The organism is Streptomyces finlayi (genome assembly GCF_014216315.1).
In the GTDB taxonomy this organism is placed as follows: domain Bacteria; phylum Actinomycetota; class Actinomycetes; order Streptomycetales; family Streptomycetaceae; genus Streptomyces; species Streptomyces finlayi_A.
In genome coordinates this window covers 3,288,241-3,303,341 of the sequence record NZ_CP045702.1, presented here as the reverse complement: position 1 = coordinate 3,303,341, position 15,101 = coordinate 3,288,241, and the positions used below count along the sequence as shown (strand labels likewise).

The window sequence follows — 15,101 nt, the reverse complement described above, 5'->3', positions numbered from 1 at the left end:
GCGCGCCGTCAACCCCCTCCGGCGCCCTGCCTCGGGCGGAGAAGGTCACCCCTGTCCGCCAGGTGTCCGCCGCCGGTGGAGGACAATGGCCGCATGGAGATGAACCCCTTGGAACAGGCGCTGCACACGGCCCGGGCGCTCGTCATGGCCGATCTCGCCGCGGGCGATGTCGCCGAGGCCGAGATCGTCTCGCTGGTCGAGGATGCTGTGACGCACCGGCGCTGGTGGGTCGAGCAGTGGCCCGAGGGCGCGGGCTTCGTCGTCGGTCTGATCGCTCAGGACGTCCAGGACGCCCTGCTGGAGAAGTACGGCCGCTGGCCCCTGTGCCCGGTCTGTGCCGAGGGCGGACCCCACGCACTCGACGTCGAGCCCGAACTGGGTCCCGACCCGCACTGGGTCTGCACGAAGGCGACCGTTCAGGTGGCTCCGGTGGGCGGGCTGAACGGGGTGCTGGGACGTTGACGCTCTACATCGACCCGCCGGACTGGCCGGGGCATGGGCTGTTGTGGTCGCACCTGGTCAGCGACGTGTCGTTCGACGAGCTGCACGCCTTCGCGGCCTCGATCGGCTGCCCGCCGCGCGCCTTCGAGCGCGACCACTACGACGTACCGGCGGCGCGGTACGACGACGCGGTGCGCGCCGGGGCGCGGCAGATCGGGTCGAAAGAGCTGGTGCGGCGCCTTACGGCTGCCGGTCTACGGAGACCGAAGGGGCGTCCAGCACCGGCGTAGTGGGGCCGAGGCCCGCCGTCGACTTCGCCGAGGCGATCAGGCGGGACGGGGTGCCCTGCCCCTGGTGCAGCCGGAGCGAGACGAACACCGCCACCAGCGCCAGCACCGTCATCGCGGCCCCCGCCCACGCCGTCGCCGCGAAGCCGAAGTCCGCGTCGATCACCGTGCCGCCGAGCCACGGGCCACTCGTGTTGCCCAGGTTGAACGCGGCCGTCGTCGTCGCACCGGCCAGGGTCGGGGCCGCGCCCGCCAGGTTGAACATCCGGGCGTTGAGCGCGGGCGCCGTGAAGAACGCCGACAGGCCCAGCAGGAACGCCAGCGCCACCACCGCGACCTGGCTGGAGGCGAACAGGGCGAGCGCCACCAGGAAGACCGTGGAGGCCGTGATCCCGCTGAGCAGCACCCCGAAGAGGTGCCCGTCCGCGACCCGGCCGCCGATCGCCGTACCGATCACCGCACCGATCCCGAACAGTCCGAGCACCCAGGGCACCCAGCCCGACTCCAGTCCCGCCACATCGGTCAGCAGCGGCGCGAGATAGCTGAACGCGCAGAAGACACCACCGGCGGCGAGCGCCGTGATCACCACGGAGAGCCAGACCTGCCGGTCCCGGTAGATCGCCATCTCCCGCTTGATCCGCGGCTTCTCGTCCGGGAGCGGGATACGGGGGATGAGCGTCGCCACCCCGACCAGGGCCACGGCGGACGCCGCGCCCACCGCCCAGAACGCCGAACGCCAGCCCAGATTCTCACCCAGGAACGCGCCCAGCGGCACACCCAGCACATTGGCGATCGACAGCCCGCCGATCATCACGGCCATGGCCCGCGCCCGCGCGTTCACCGGGACCATCGCTATGGCGACGGCCGCACCGACGGCCCAGAAACCCGCACAGGCGAAGGCGCTGACCACACGGGAAACGAAGAGGATCTCGTACGTCGGGGCCAGCGCACCCGCGATCTGCCCGAGCCCGAAGACCGAGATCAGCGCGATGAGCGTGGTCCGGCGCGGCAGTCTCAGTGTGGCCACGGCCAGCAGCGGGGCGCCGATCACCATGCCTGTCGCGAAGGCCGATATGAGGAGCCCGGCCTGCGGAATGGACACGTCCATGTCTTCGGCGATCGGTGGCAACAGCCCGGACAGCATGAACTCGCTGGTACCGAGGGCGAAGACCGAGAGGCCCAGGATGTACACGGCGAGGGGCATACGGGTACTGCGGGCAGGGCTGGAGACGGAGTCGGGCATGACACTCGGCAACACCCGTCCGGGCGCTCACATTCCCGACAGCAGCTCCAGCTCCGTCATCAGGTTCTGCCGCGCCCTCGGCTCCCACTCCGCGACCCCGTGCGGCGTACGGAACAGTGCGGGCAGGCCCAGGAGCTGCCGCAGCACCGCGGCCCGACCCTCCCGGAACGCCTCGTCGGGCACGAAGGCGTACTCCTCGCGCACCTGCGCCGCGTACTCCGCGTACTCCTTCGGGCCGGACGCCAGGACGGCCAGATCCGCGTCGCACAGCACCTCGCCGTTGGCGTCACCCTCCGCCGGATCATGGGTGACGGTGAGCCTGACCAGCCGGGCGACCTCGGTCGTCACGGCGGAAGGGACACCGGCCTCCGGCAGGGCGCGCTCGGCGAGCACGGCGCTGCGCTCCTCGTTCTCCGAACGGTCGGGGCGGTAGACGGCGTCGTGGAACCAGGCGGCGAGCCGCACCGCGTCCGGGTCCGCCGCGTGACCGGCGAGCGTGTCGACGCGGTCCAGGACCGCGGCCAGGTGCGCGGTGGTGTGGTAGCGCCGCTGGGGCTCGGCCCAGCGCGCCAGGAGGTTGTCGGCGTACGGCAGCGGATCGGGCTCCTCGGCGCCGCCCCGGGCGGCGACGAGGGCCGTGTGCCAGCGGGTACGGAGGCGGCTGTGGGCGCTGTCGGTCATGGGGTGACTCTAGCCAGCGCCCGACCTTGTGGAGTCGTTGACCGTCACTGACTTGCGGCTGTGGCAGACCGTCTTCTACGCCGCCTTGAACCCCCGCAGCCGCAGCGAGTTGCCGACCACGAAGACCGAGGAGAAGGCCATCGCGGCTCCCGCGATCATCGGGTTCAGGAGGCCCGCCGCGGCGAGTGGCAGGGCGCCCACGTTGTAGGCGAAGGCCCAGAACAGGTTCGTACGGATCGTGCCGAGCGTCCGGCGCGAGAGCCGGATGGCGTCCGGGGCGGCCCGCAGGTCCCCGCGTACGAGGGTCAGGTCGCCGGCCTCGATGGCGGCGTCCGTGCCCGTGCCCATCGCCAGGCCCAGGTCGGCCTGGGCCAGCGCGGCGGCGTCGTTGACGCCGTCGCCGACCATGGCGACCGAACGGCCCTCCGCCTGGAGGCGCTTGACCACGTCGACCTTGTCCTCCGGCATGACCTCCGCGTACACCTCTTCGATCCCGACCTCCGCCGCGACGGCTTCCGCGACGGCCTTGTTGTCGCCGGTGAGCAGGATCGGGGTCAGCCCCAGGTCCCGCAGTCGGCGGATCGCCTCGGCGCTGGTGTCCTTCACCGCGTCGGCGACTACGAGGACCGCGCGGGCCTCGCCGTCCCAGGCCACCGCGATCGCCGTACGGCCCGCGGCCTCCGCCGCGGCCTTGCCGCGGGCCAGCTCCACCGGCAGGTGGATCTCCCACTCGGTGAGCAGCTGCTCGCGGCCGACGAGGACGGCGTGGCCCTCGACGACGCCCTGCACACCGAGGCCCGCGATGCTGGCGAAGTCTTCGGTAGTGGGGAGGGGGGCGCCGGTGCGCTGGAGTGCGCCTGTGGCGACGGCTTGGGCGATGGGGTGTTCGGAGGCGTGTTCGAGGGCGCCCGCGAGGCGCAGGACGTCGGTTTCGGTGGTGCCTTGGGCGGTGTGGACGGTGAGGAGGGTCATGCGGCCGGTGGTGACGGTGCCGGTCTTGTCGAGGACGATCGTGTCGACGCGGCGGGTGGTCTCCAGGACTTCGGGGCCCTTGATGAGGATGCCGAGCTGGGCGCCGCGTCCTGTGCCGACCATGAGGGCGGTGGGTGTGGCGAGTCCGAGGGCGCAGGGGCAGGCGATGATCAGTACGGCGACGGCGGCGGTGAACGCGGCCGTCAGACCGGCCCCGTTGCCGAGCCAGAAGCCGAGCGTGCCGAGCGCGAGGGCGATCACGACGGGCACGAAGACCGCGGAGATGCGGTCGGCGAGGCGCTGGGCGGCGGCCTTGCCGTTCTGGGCGTCCTCGACGAGCTTGGCCATCCTGGCGAGCTGGGTGTCGGCGCCGACCCGGGTGGCTTCGACGACGAGCCGGCCGCCCGCGTTGAGGGTGGCCCCGGTGACGGAGTCGCCCACGCCGGCCTCGACGGGGACGGACTCGCCGGTGAGCATCGAGGCGTCGACCGCCGACGAGCCCTCGACGACCGTGCCGTCGGTGGCGATCTTCTCGCCGGGCCGGACCAGGAAGCGGTCGCCGACCTGGAGGTCGGAGGTCGCCACGGTCACCTCGCCGCCGTCCCGCAGGACGGTGACCTCCTTGGCGCCGAGCTCCAGGAGCGCCTTCAGCGCGGCGCCCGCCTTGCGCTTGGAGCGGGCCTCGAAGTAGCGCCCGGCCAGGATGAACGCGGTGACTCCGGCGGCGGCTTCGAGGTAGATGTTCCCGGCGCCGTCGCTGCGGCCGATGGTCAGCTCGAAGGGGTGGGTCATGCCGACCATGCCGGCGGTGCCGAAGAAGAGCGCCCACACCGACCAGAGGAACGCGGCCGAGGTGCCGACCGAGATCAGGGTGTCCATCGTCGCCGCGCCGTGCTTGGCGTTGGTCCAGGCGGCGCGGTGGAAGGGCCAGGCCGCGTAGGTGACCACGGGGGCGGTGAGCGTGAGGGAGAGCCACTGCCAGTAGTCGAACTGGAGCGCGGGGATCATCGCCATCGCGATGACGGGCACGGCGAGCAGGACGGCGGTGAGCAGCCGCTGCCGCAGCGGCTGGAGCGCGTCGGTCTCCGCCTCCTGCGGGGCGCCGTCGTCCCCGGCGCGTACGGGGGGAGCGGGTTCCTGCGCGGTGTAGCCGGTGGCTTCGACGGTGGCGATCAGGTCCTGTACGGAGACGTCCGCGCCCCGGTAGCTGACCTTGGCCTTCTCGGTGGCGTAGTTGACGGTGGCCTCGACCCCGTCCATCCGGTTCAGCTTCTTCTCGATCCGGGCTGCGCACGAGGCGCAGGTCATGCCGCCGATGGCGAGCTCGACCTCGGCGGCGGTGTTGACTGCGGTGGCGTCGGGTGTGGCGGTGTGCGCGGACACGGGGTTCCTCCCTGGCTCTGGATACCTGTCTCGGCTACCCGTCAAGATACCCCCCTGGGGTATCTGCTCCTCATGTATACCCCCCGCCCCTATGAAACGCAAGGGATGATCCATGCCGCGGCCCGTGTGCCTCGCGCGCCTCGTCCGCCGCACGTTTACATGGGGAGCCGCACCTTCCGGTGTGTGACCCGTAGGCTGGCCAGTGGACTAGACCTGTGGCCGTTATCTGGAGGAATGGGGACCGATGAGCAACCGTGCAGTCCTGGAGGTGATCGCTCTCGACGCGCAGGACGCGGTCGCTGCCCGGGCGGGTGGTGCGGACCGCCTCGAACTGGTCGCCGACATGGCGGCGGACGGCCTGACGCCGTCCCGTGAGACCTTCGCGGAGATCCGGTCCGCCGTGGACATTCCCCTGCGCGTCATGCTCAGGGTCGCGGACGGATTCGCCGCGGGCGACGTCGACGTCCTCGTGGAGAAGGCCCGTGAGATGCGGGCCGAAGGCGCGGAGGAGTTCGTCCTCGGCTTCCTCGACGCGGAGGGCCACCCCGACCTGGTGGCCGTCGAGCGCCTCGTCGCCGAGCTGAACGGCTGCCGGTGGACGTTCCACCGGGCGATCGACCGCGCCGCCGACCGCGATGCCCTGCGCAAGGCCCTCGCCGATCTCCCCGGCCTGGACACCTACCTCACGGCAGGTGCGGCGACCGGTGTCGACGACGGCGTCCCGACCCTGCTGGCCGAGGCGTCCCGCACGGGCATGCCCGGCTACGAAGCCCGCATCCTGGTCGGCGGCGGCCTCCGCCTGGACCACCTCCCGCAGCTCCTCGCCGGCGGCATCGACGCCGTCCACATCGGCGGCGCGGCCCGCCCCGGAGGCTGGGCGTCACCGGTGGACGAGGCGGCGGTACGGGAGTGGCGAGCGGCCCTGGACGGCTGAGCGGCTCCGGACGGGTGAGCGTCTGGGGAGCGCGCGCGTGACGGGCAGCCGGACCTGGTCCGGAGACCTGGTCCGGACCCGGAGATCCGGAGATCCGGAGGCCCGGAGGCCCGGAGACCCGGACTCCTGGACTCCTGGACTCCTGGACTCCTACGCCAACGCCTCCGGCAGCGGCGCCGAGTGGAGCACGATCAGACCGGAGACCGCGCGGGTCAGTGCCACGTACAGGCGGCGCAGGCCCGTGCGTTCGTCCGGTTCGCCGTCGACCACCGCCGCCGGGTCGTCCAGGACCACGTAGTCGTACTCCAGGCCCTTCGCCAGCGAGGCCGGGACCAGGGTCAGGCGGGATTCCGCGGTCGTCTCCTCACCCGGGGAGAGGCAGACGTGGCCCGCGGCCTCCAGGGCCGCGGCGAGGGCCGGGATCCGGGCGTCGGCGGCGATCAGGCCGATCGAGCCCTCGTGGGCCAGCGACTCCGCGCAGGCCGCGAGCACCGCCGCGTCCAGCCCGGCCGGGTCCGCCACCTCCCGTACGGCCATCGAACCCGGCGACTCACGCACCGACTCCACCGGAGCCAGGCCCGGTGCGATCGAGGGCAGCAACCGTGAGGCGTACGCGATGACCTCGCGCGGCACACGGAAGCCCGCCGTCAGCTCCTCGACCAGCGCGTCCGCCTTGCCCAGGTGGAACAGCGCCTGCTCCCAGCTCTCCGTCGACCACGGTGTCGTCCCCTGGGCCAGGTCGCCGAGCACCGTCGCCGAACCGGTCGAGCAGCGGCGGCCCACCGCGCGGTACTGCATCGGCGACAGGTCCTGCGCCTCGTCGATCACGACATGGCCGAGCGAGTGCGTACGGGCGACCAGGTCGCGCGCCTCGTCGATCAGCACCGCGTCCGCGAGCGACCACTTCGCCGATTTCGCGCTGCGCGGCGGCCTGGACCAGAGAATCGTCTTCCGCTCGTCCTCCGTGAGGAGACCGTCCGCGTGCGCGGCCAGGAACTCCGGGTCGGAGAGGAGCCGCAGCACCAGTCTCGCCGGGTCGACGGCCGGCCAGGACGCCTTCACGGCCGCCTTCACGGCGGGGGTGCGGGCCACCGCGTTCTGCACCCGGTCGTCGGGGGCCTCGCCCGCCTCCTCCATCCGGGTCAGGACGCAGTGCGCGATGCGCTGGGGGAGGGCCTCGTGGGCGGCGCCGTAGCGGATGTCGCGGGCCAGCAACTCGTCGACGATCTCCTCCAGTTCGTACACGGGCACCCGCCAGCGGCGCGAACCGCGCACCACCATGACCGGCTCCGTCGGCGGCGTCACGTGGGAGCGGATCGCGCGGCGCAGGACCTCCGCCATCCGGGCGTCACCCTTGACCACGGCGGCGGCCGCCTCGTCCGTGCCACGGACCTCGACGTGCGCGGTCACCAGGTCGTCGACGGTCGCCTGCTTCACCTCCAGCTCACCCAGCGCGGGCAGCACCTGCTCGATGTAGTGGAGGAAGGACCGGTTCGGCCCGATCACCAGGGTCCCGGTGCGGGCCAGCCGGTCGCGGTGGGCGTACAGCAGATACGCGACACGGTGCAGGCCCACGGCGGTCTTGCCGGTGCCGGGGCCTCCCTGCACGCACACCGTCCCGCCGAGCCCGCTCCGTACGATCTCGTCCTGCTCGGGCTGGATCGTTGCCACGATGTCGCGCATCGGGCCGACGCGTGGCCGCTCGATCTCCGCCTGGAGGAGCTTGCTGGTCTGCGCGGCCTCGGCCGGGTCGGTGAGGTGTTCGTCCTCGTACGCCGTCAGCTCGCCGCTCGTGTAACCGAAGCGGCGCCGCCGGCCGACGTCCTGCGGGTCCTTCCTGGACGCCCGGTAGAACGGCTGGGAGACGGGCGCGCGCCAGTCGATGACCATCGGGTCGCCGTGGGCGTCATGGACGTGACGGCGCCCGATGTAGAACTGCTCGCCCTCGGCGCCCTCCGCCTCGTCCGCACCGACCCGGTGCAGATAGTCGAGGCGTCCGAAGAACAGCGGGGTGTGGGAGAGGTCGGCCAGCGCCTTGATGCGGTCGTCCATCTGGGCCTGGAGGACGACGGAGTTGACCCAGTTCGCGGTGACATCGCGGATGTCGAGGGCCTGCACGTCCTCGCGCATCGCGCGGAGAGCGGAGCGGGACGCGGCGAGATGGGCCCGCTCACGCGTCAGCGGGTCCGGGGAACCCGGGAGGTCCGGAGGCTCTGTGGTGGTGGTGTCGCTTTCTGCTTCGTGCGCGGGCACGGTGTTGCCTCCGACTTTCAACGCAGGACAGCGGACCGCGCGCTCCTGTACGACGGGAGGCGACATGATCCGCTCAGGGATGTTCGGCGCAGGTGTCGGCCGGTTTCCGTCCGGCCGGCGGCGCTCCCCCGGCTGCCGGCAGAGGCCGGTACCACGGTGCGGGAGGCGGGCAGACCGGCGATTGTATCCACGGCGGCCGTCCGGGGCCAACGAAATTGGCCCACCCCGTAGTGGTGGCGGTCCACCCCGTAGGGGAGCCGTGCGACCCGAGAGGGACGCCCGCCCCTTTCCGCTTCCGCCCGCGGACCGACGCTCTTCCGGGCCGGACCGACGCACCATGGAATACATGAGCACCGTCCATCCGAACCCGCGCAGAACCGGCCCCGCGCACGGCGCGAGTGCGGTCACCGGCCGGCCCCCGAGCCGGCGCATCGGCGACGCGGTCCGCGCCGTCACCGTCTTCGTCCGCACCGCGTTCCGCGTGGCCGTCCTCGGCGAGTACGCGGAAGAAGCGGGCGTCCGCCGCTTCCGCTGACCCGCGGCGCCCTCAGCTGTCGGTCAGCAGCTCGTCCGCGTCCATGATCCGGTACGCGTACCCCTGCTCGGCCAGGAACCGCTGGCGGTGTGCCGCGAAGTCCTGGTCGATCGTGTCGCGTGCCACCACCGAGTAGAACCGGGCCTCGTGCCCGTCGGCCTTCGGCCGCAGCACACGGCCGAGCCGCTGCGCCTCCTCCTGGCGCGAACCGAACGTTCCCGACACCTGGATGGCGACGGTGGCCTCCGGCAGGTCGATCGAGAAGTTGGCGACCTTCGACACGACCAGGACACTGATCTCGCCCTGCCGGAAGGCGTCGAAGAGGATCTCGCGCTGGGCGTTGCTCGTCTCGCCCTTGATCACCGGGGCGTTCAGATGCTCACCCAGCTCGTCGAGCTGGTCGATGTACTGGCCGATCACCAGGGTCTGCTCGCCCTTGTGCTTGGCGACGAGGGCCTCCGTGACCTTCCGCTTCGTCACCGTCGTCGCGCAGAACCGGTACTTCTCCTCGGCCTCCGCCGTCGCGTACGCCAGGCGCTCCGCGTCCGTCAGATTGACCCGGACCTCGACACAGTCGGCGGGCGCGATGTAGCCCTGCGCCTCGATCTCCTTCCACGGCGCGTCGAACCTCTTCGGCCCGATGAGCGAGAAGACGTCCGACTCGCGCCCGTCCTCCCGGACGAGGGTCGCCGTGAGGCCGAGCCGCCGTCGCGCCTGGAGGTCGGCGGTGAACTTGAAGACGGGGGCGGGCAGCAGGTGCACCTCGTCGTAGATCACCAGACCCCAGTCGCGGGAGTCGAACAGCTCCAGGTGCGGGTAGACGCCCTTACGGCGGGTCGTCAGCACCTGGTAGGTGGCGATGGTGACCGGGCGGATCTCCTTGCGCGTACCGCTGTACTCGCCGATCTCCTCTTCGGTCAGCGAGGTGCGCTTGATCAGCTCGCTCTTCCACTGGCGGGCGGAGACGGTGTTGGTGACCAGGATCAGCGTCGTCGCCTTCGCCTCGGCCATCGCACCGGCCCCGACCAGCGTCTTTCCCGCACCACAGGGCAGGACGACGACTCCGGAGCCGCCGTGCCAGAAGCCTTCGACGGCCTGCTTCTGGTACGGGCGCAGCGCCCAGCCGTTCTCGGCCAGCTCGATGGGGTGGGCCTCCCCGTCGACGTACCCCGCGAGGTCCTCGGCGGGCCAGCCGAGCCTGAGCAGCGTCTGCTTGATCTGGCCGCGCTCGGAGGGGTGAACGGCGACGGTGTCCGGGTCGATGCGCTCGCCGACGAGGGGGGCGACCTTCTTCGACCGGAGGATCTCCTCCAGCACCGGACGGTCGGTGGTGGTCAGGACGAGGCCGTGCACCGGGTGCTTGGAGAGGGTGAGGCGGCCGTACCGCGCCATCGTCTCGGCGATGTCGACCAGGAGCGCGTGCGGCACGGGGTAGCGGGAGAACTCCACCAGCGCGTCGACGACCTGCTCGGCGTCGTGGCCGGCGGCGCGGGCGTTCCACAGGCCGAGGGGCGTCACCCGGTAGGTGTGGATGTGCTCGGGCGCACGCTCCAGCTCCGCGAAGGGGGCGATCACACGACGGCAGGCATCCGCCAGCTCGTGGTCGACCTCGAGGAGCAGCGTCTTGTCACTCTGGACGATGAGGGGTCCGGTCACGCGCTTCGGCCCTTTCTGCTCTGCTGCTGGGACGGCCGGGAAGGGCCAAACGTCCAGTGTGCAGCATGCGGGGCGATCGGTGCGTGGCTCACGGGTGTGACGTGTGGCCGACTCCGCCGCGCCCACCGCGTGGCCCTCCTCCGGCTGCGCCGTCAGACCTTGGTGACATCCGGTTCGTCCGACACCGCGACGAGCCGGTCGCTCAGCCCCGCCGGCGGCTTCCCCGTCCTCACCGCACGGTAGGCGCGGACCGCCGGGTCGGTGAGGGTGAGGGTGAGCACCGGGCAGTCCGCGGCGTCGTTGGTGGTTTCGGGCAGGCAGCGGCCCGCGTCGATCACGCTGTAGCCGGGGCATACGGCGGCGGGCGGCAGGTCCACGTCCAGGAGCAGGTTCGCGCCCGGCTCGACGCGGAATGTGCCGGACTTCGGGGCCTTCACCGGCTTCCCCGCGAGGCTCTCGTCCACGACGGTGGCCGACAGACCCCGTGCCGAGGCGCGGCGGCCCTCGCCGTGCGGGCCGAAGATGTCGAGGGTGACGTTGCCGACGGCGAGGGGCGCGGTCAGCAGCAGGGGCAGGCGCTCCGGGCGCAGCGCCAGGTGGACGGTGAAACGCGGCCTGCCCGGCTGGTCCGCACCCGGGGCGTTCGAATCCCAGCCGCCGAACACCAGCTGCGGGTCACGGGCCTGCTCGCCCTCGCCGCGCGCCGCGGGCCGGGGCCAGTCGTCCACGCCGCACCTGGAGAGCTGCGCCGTGGGGCTGCCGGGGCCGGGGACCGGGATGTCCTTCAGCGGCTCGGAGGGTAGATCGAGCCGGGAGTACGCGCGCGGCTCGGACGCTGCCGGGCGATACGCCTGCCACGCCACCAGGACGACGAGCGCGAGGACGGGTACGGCGAGGAGCAGCCAGGAACGCGGGGCGGGACGGAACATGTCTCTTTCAGCGCTCGGGAGGCCGGGAACGTCACCGTCGGCCCGGCCTACGCCCCCGAGTCGTCCGCCAGTTCCGCCACGCCCGTGATGCGGTGCAGCGGATACGTGCGGACCTCGTCGGCCGTGTGGTCGAAGGCGGTGACGAAGCCGCCCTCGACCCGGACCGGGGCGATCACGCGCTGGCTGGCCGAGCCTTCCGCGTTGACGTAGCCGATCCAGACCGCGGAGCCGGTCATGGCTGCGGCCTGCACGGTCGCCAGGGTCTCGGCAGAGGTCGTACGGGGGAGTGAGCCGGCCGACGCCGCCTCCGCGCCGTCCTTGCGGACGACCGTGGCCGCCGTGTCCCCGGCCCGGATCGCCCGCACCGCCGCGCCCAGCAGGGTGTCGTCGGGGACGGGCGGGCCCTCGGGGACGGGGGCGGGGGCCGAGCGGGGCGGAGTGCGGCGGGCGCCCGCCCGGGTGATCAGCACGTCCCCCTCGGCGGACTCGGCGGCCGGTGCGAAGCCCATCTCGCGCAGCCCCTCCAGGAGGGACGCCGGATCGGTCTGCGCGGCCAGCACGGTCGGCGCGAGCCGGCGCAGCCGCAGGGTCGCCGAGCGCTTGTCGGCGAGGATCTCGTTGAGCACGGCCTCGTCGTCGCAGCGCACGTAAGCGGAGGCGATGCCGATCCGCAGGTGACCATGGCGGCGGGCCACGTCGTCGATGAGGTACGTGAGCGGCTGCGGCACCGGCGTACGGCTGTGGGCGGCGAGGAACGCGTGCAGATCGGTGGCCGCCTGCCCGGCGTCCAGGGCGCGGCGTACGGAGCCCGGGGTGAACCGGTAGACGGTCGCGCCGCCCTTCGACTCGATGTCCGCGAGCACCGACAGCATCTCCGCGAGCGGGCGGTCCAGCGGGCCCGGGGCGACGGCCGTCAGGTCGGCCTGGAGCAGCACGTGGCTGAGCGGTTCGGGGACGAGCGGGGCGAGACGTGCGGCGGCCTCGCCCGGGCCGACCGTCAGCAGGGCTCCGGCCTGGGAGGAGAGCGCGCCCCGGCCGGTGATGCCGAGGAGTTCCGCCTCGTTGAGCGTCCAGAGCGCCAGCCGGGAGCGCAGGTCGGCGGTGTCGCCCGGGGCGGTGGTGGAGGCCGTGGCGGGTGGTGCCCCGTATCCCGTACCGGCGGCTCTGGAGGGGGTGCCGGCGGAGGAGCCGGGCGGGGGCGTCGCCCCGCCACGGGCTCCGGCGCGCAACGGGCGTTCCCAGCGCAGCCGGGCGAGCAGGCTCGCCGGGTCGGGCGCGGTGCCGGCCGGCAGCGCGGCGAGCAGGGCCAGCACCCGGTGGCGTACCTCGGGCGCGGCGGAGCGGTCCAGTTCGGGGCCGAGCGCGGAGAGCGCCCGCCCCTTGGCGTCCTGCCCGCCGACCAGGCCCGGGGTGCGGGTGGCGGCGAGCCAGGAGGTGGCGAGACGCACCCAGCGGTCCTGGGCGGAAAGTTCGAGCCAGTCGTCGTACGCGGGCGTCGCCGCGTACCGCTCGTCGGTCTCGCCGTCGGAGGCCAAAAGCCCTGCCGCGTAAGCGAGTTCGACCCAGAAGGCGGCGGTCTGCTCGGGGACGTCCATCGCGCTCGCGGCCCGCTTGAGCTCGCGCACGCTGATGCCGCCCGCCCGGAGGATGGCGGGGCCGCCGCCGTTCCAGAGCTTCAGCAGCTCCTCGATCGTGGACAGCGCCATGAACGCCTGCCCTGCGGCGGCCTTGTCCACAGCCTGTGGATCGCGCGTGGCGGCGGTCTCGACGGACGGCGCCACCGGTTCCGGTACGCGGTGGGCGCGGCCGGCCCGCAGATGCAGCGCCGCCTCGCGCGGCAGCACGACGGTGCGGGTGGACACGGGCAGGAGCAGCCCGCGGTCCCGCAGCCACTTCACGGGCGGGGTCGGATTCGGGGTGACTTCCCCGTACGGCGGGCCCCACACCAGCCGGTCCAGTACGGACAGGGCCTCGACCGGCGCGGTGTCCAGCAGGGCCGCCATCCGCGTCCGGTCGGTGAACAGTCCGGCGAGCGCGTTCACCGCGGAGACGGGGTCGTGCGTGGCGGGCAGCCCGGCGGTGGTCAGGATCTCCTGGAGCCGGCCCGGGGACATGCCCGCCGTGGCCTCGGCGACGGTCGGGCCGAGCCCGGTCGGCGAGGGGTGCTGGGGGGACGGGGCGAGCAGCTCGCGTGCCGTACGCACCAGGCGCAGCCGCTCGTCCTCGCCCCAGACGAGGGCCTGTTCGCGGAGGTTCGCGAGCGCGGCGGGCAGCGCGGCGGCGATCGCCGCACCCGCGTCGTCGCGGTGGTCGCCGTCGTCCTGGCCGTCACCGGTGAGGAGCGAGAGCAGCGTGTCGTACGGCGCCGGGTCCGGCGCGACGGCGAGCGCCTCCGCGGTCTGCAGCGCGAAGCGGTCCAGATGCTCCAGCGCGCGGACGACGGAGGCCCGGGTGCCTGCCCGGGTCGCGAGTTGGGTGATGTCGTTCGGCACGGGGCTGAGCAGGTCGGGGCGGGCACGCAGAAGCCGTGCCAGCGATTCGTCGCCCCTGGCGCGCAGGGCTTCGGCGAGCGTGCGCGGTGGTGTGGTCGTCCCCATCCGTCCCACGGTAGCCCCTGAAACGCTACGGTCGGGGCAGGCGGCCAGAGGGGAACGACCGAGTGGGGATCGAGAGCGACCAGCTCGTCTACGACTATCTGAGCCGGGTCGGGGACCTGGCGCAGCAGCAACACCTGTCCTCGGGCGCCCGGATGAGACTCGTCTCGGACCTGCGGGGCGAGATCGAGCGGCAGCGCGGGAAGTCCGGTGCGGACTCTCCGGCGGTGGTGCGGCGCATCATCGGCAGGCTGGGCACACCGGACGAACTGGTCGCCGCGGCGGCGAAGTCGGCCGACGGGACGGTGTCGCTGCCGTCCCCGCGTCCGGCGGCGCGACCCGCGGGGGAAGACGCACGCGCCGTGCCCCGGCCGCGACGCGGAATGCTCCGCAAAGAGACTTTGCGCAAGGGCGCGTCGGCGCAGCCCCCGGCCGACGAGGACACGGCCCCGGACACGGACCCGCAGACGGCCCCGGTCACGGACCCGGTACCGGGCTGGCCGTCCGCGCAGGCCCCCCACATGGCGGGCCTGGACCAGGCACCGCCCGGGCCCGGCGCCGGAGCCCCGGAGTGGTGGCGCGTCGAACCGGGGCCGCTCAGCGAGGGGGTGAGCGTGCCGGGCTTCGTCGGCGGCGTGGAGATCCCGGAGATGCTGAGGCCGCCGGCCCCTCCCGTACGCCCCGAGGAGGCCGAGGAGGAGGAAGAAGGGGAGCCCGATGACCCGGAACCCCGCCCCCGCGGCAAGTTCCGCCTGCGCCGCCGCAGGAAGACCGCGGCAAAAGCCCCGGAGGAAGCCGCAGAACCGACCCCGCGGGCCCGCCCCTCGCACCCCCTCCTGCTCCTGGCCGCCGCCCTGCTGATCGCGGGCGCCTTCATGGGCTCCTGGCTGGCCCTGGCAGGCGGCTGGCTGCTCGCCTACAGCTCCCGCAAGCTGTCGAGGACCGAGGCGAAGTGGGTGGCCATGGGCCTGCCCGGAGTGGTGGTCGCGGGAGCCCTCGTCTGGCTCTGGGGCCGCCTGGACGGCCAGTGGGGCACCCCGATCCCGGAAAGCGGCATGGGCGAAGCCCTCGCAGCCACCTGGCCGGTGGCGGTCCGCACGGCAGCGGTCGTCTCGGCCCTGTACCTGATCTGGCGCTCCCGGCGGCTTGCGGGCTGACCCGCCGGGCGGCCTGGGCCGAACGGGTGAGGGGGT

12 protein-coding genes are annotated in these 15,101 nt (G+C 73.0%); 5 read left to right on the top strand and 7 right to left on the bottom strand.

Annotation, left to right across the window (positions count from 1 at the left end; all coding sequences use genetic code 11):
* Nucleotides 1–93 precede the first annotated feature (93 nt).
* Together F0344_RS15165 and F0344_RS15160 are read left to right on the top strand one after the other, a co-directional pair.
* The gene (locus F0344_RS15165) at nt 94–462 is read left to right on the top strand and encodes a hypothetical protein (protein WP_185299298.1); all 369 of its coding nucleotides are present in this window, start codon (nt 94–96) and stop codon (nt 460–462) included.
* Nucleotides 459–731: a DUF4031 domain-containing protein gene (locus F0344_RS15160; RefSeq protein WP_185299297.1), complete on the top strand. Its 273-nt coding sequence runs from the start codon at nt 459–461 to the stop codon at nt 729–731. Before F0344_RS15165 ends, F0344_RS15160 begins: the two co-directional genes overlap by 4 nt.
* Here F0344_RS15160 and F0344_RS15155 read toward each other — a convergent pair.
* The 3 genes from F0344_RS15155 to F0344_RS15145 all read right to left on the bottom strand — a co-directional run bounded on the left by F0344_RS15155 (nt 682) and on the right by F0344_RS15145 (nt 5,007).
* Complete coding sequence (locus F0344_RS15155; RefSeq protein ID WP_185302700.1) at nt 682–1,932, bottom strand: Cmx/CmrA family chloramphenicol efflux MFS transporter; 1,251 nt, start codon at nt 1,930–1,932, stop codon at nt 682–684. The two genes, F0344_RS15160 and F0344_RS15155, sit on opposite strands and share 50 nt — an antisense overlap.
* A 66-nt stretch (nt 1,933–1,998) precedes the next feature.
* A complete protein-coding gene (locus tag F0344_RS15150) occupies nt 1,999–2,652 on the bottom strand; it encodes an HD domain-containing protein (RefSeq protein WP_185299296.1) in 654 nt (217 codons plus the stop codon).
* Between the two features lie 75 nt (nt 2,653–2,727).
* Nucleotides 2,728–5,007, bottom strand: a complete 2,280-nt coding sequence (locus F0344_RS15145) for a heavy metal translocating P-type ATPase (RefSeq protein ID WP_185299295.1) — start codon at nt 5,005–5,007, stop codon at nt 2,728–2,730.
* Nucleotides 5,008–5,251: 244 nt separating this feature from the next.
* Here F0344_RS15145 and F0344_RS15140 point away from each other — a divergent pair, with 244 nt between their 5' ends.
* Entirely contained in the window at nt 5,252–5,941 is a 690-nt protein-coding gene (locus F0344_RS15140) for a copper homeostasis protein CutC (RefSeq protein WP_185299294.1), read from the top strand.
* A 150-nt stretch (nt 5,942–6,091) separates the two neighbouring features.
* On the opposite strand, the gene F0344_RS15135 is transcribed toward F0344_RS15140, so the two are convergent.
* Entirely contained in the window at nt 6,092–8,194 is a 2,103-nt protein-coding gene (locus tag F0344_RS15135; protein ID WP_185299293.1) for a HelD family protein, read from the bottom strand.
* A gap of 346 nt (nt 8,195–8,540) precedes the next feature.
* Between F0344_RS15135 and F0344_RS15130 the strand changes: the two genes are divergently transcribed.
* Nucleotides 8,541–8,729, top strand: coding sequence for a hypothetical protein (locus tag F0344_RS15130; protein ID WP_185299292.1), 189 nt, complete (start codon nt 8,541–8,543; stop codon nt 8,727–8,729).
* Nucleotides 8,730–8,741: 12 nt separating this feature from the next.
* Here F0344_RS15130 and F0344_RS15125 read toward each other — a convergent pair whose 3' ends face one another.
* From F0344_RS15125 to F0344_RS15115, 3 genes are all read right to left on the bottom strand, one after another.
* Nucleotides 8,742–10,385, bottom strand: a complete 1,644-nt coding sequence (locus F0344_RS15125) for a DNA repair helicase XPB (protein ID WP_185299291.1) — start codon at nt 10,383–10,385, stop codon at nt 8,742–8,744.
* A gap of 152 nt (nt 10,386–10,537) precedes the next feature.
* Nucleotides 10,538–11,314, bottom strand: a complete 777-nt coding sequence (locus F0344_RS15120; protein ID WP_185299290.1) for a hypothetical protein — start codon at nt 11,312–11,314, stop codon at nt 10,538–10,540.
* 47 nt (nt 11,315–11,361) lie between these two features.
* A complete protein-coding gene (locus F0344_RS15115) occupies nt 11,362–13,911 on the bottom strand; it encodes a helicase C-terminal domain-containing protein (protein WP_185299289.1) in 2,550 nt (849 codons plus the stop codon).
* A gap of 62 nt (nt 13,912–13,973) precedes the next feature.
* Here F0344_RS15115 and F0344_RS15110 point away from each other — a divergent pair, with 62 nt between their 5' ends.
* Complete coding sequence (locus F0344_RS15110; RefSeq protein WP_185299288.1) at nt 13,974–15,065, top strand: hypothetical protein; 1,092 nt, start codon at nt 13,974–13,976, stop codon at nt 15,063–15,065.
* Nucleotides 15,066–15,101 lie beyond the last annotated feature (36 nt).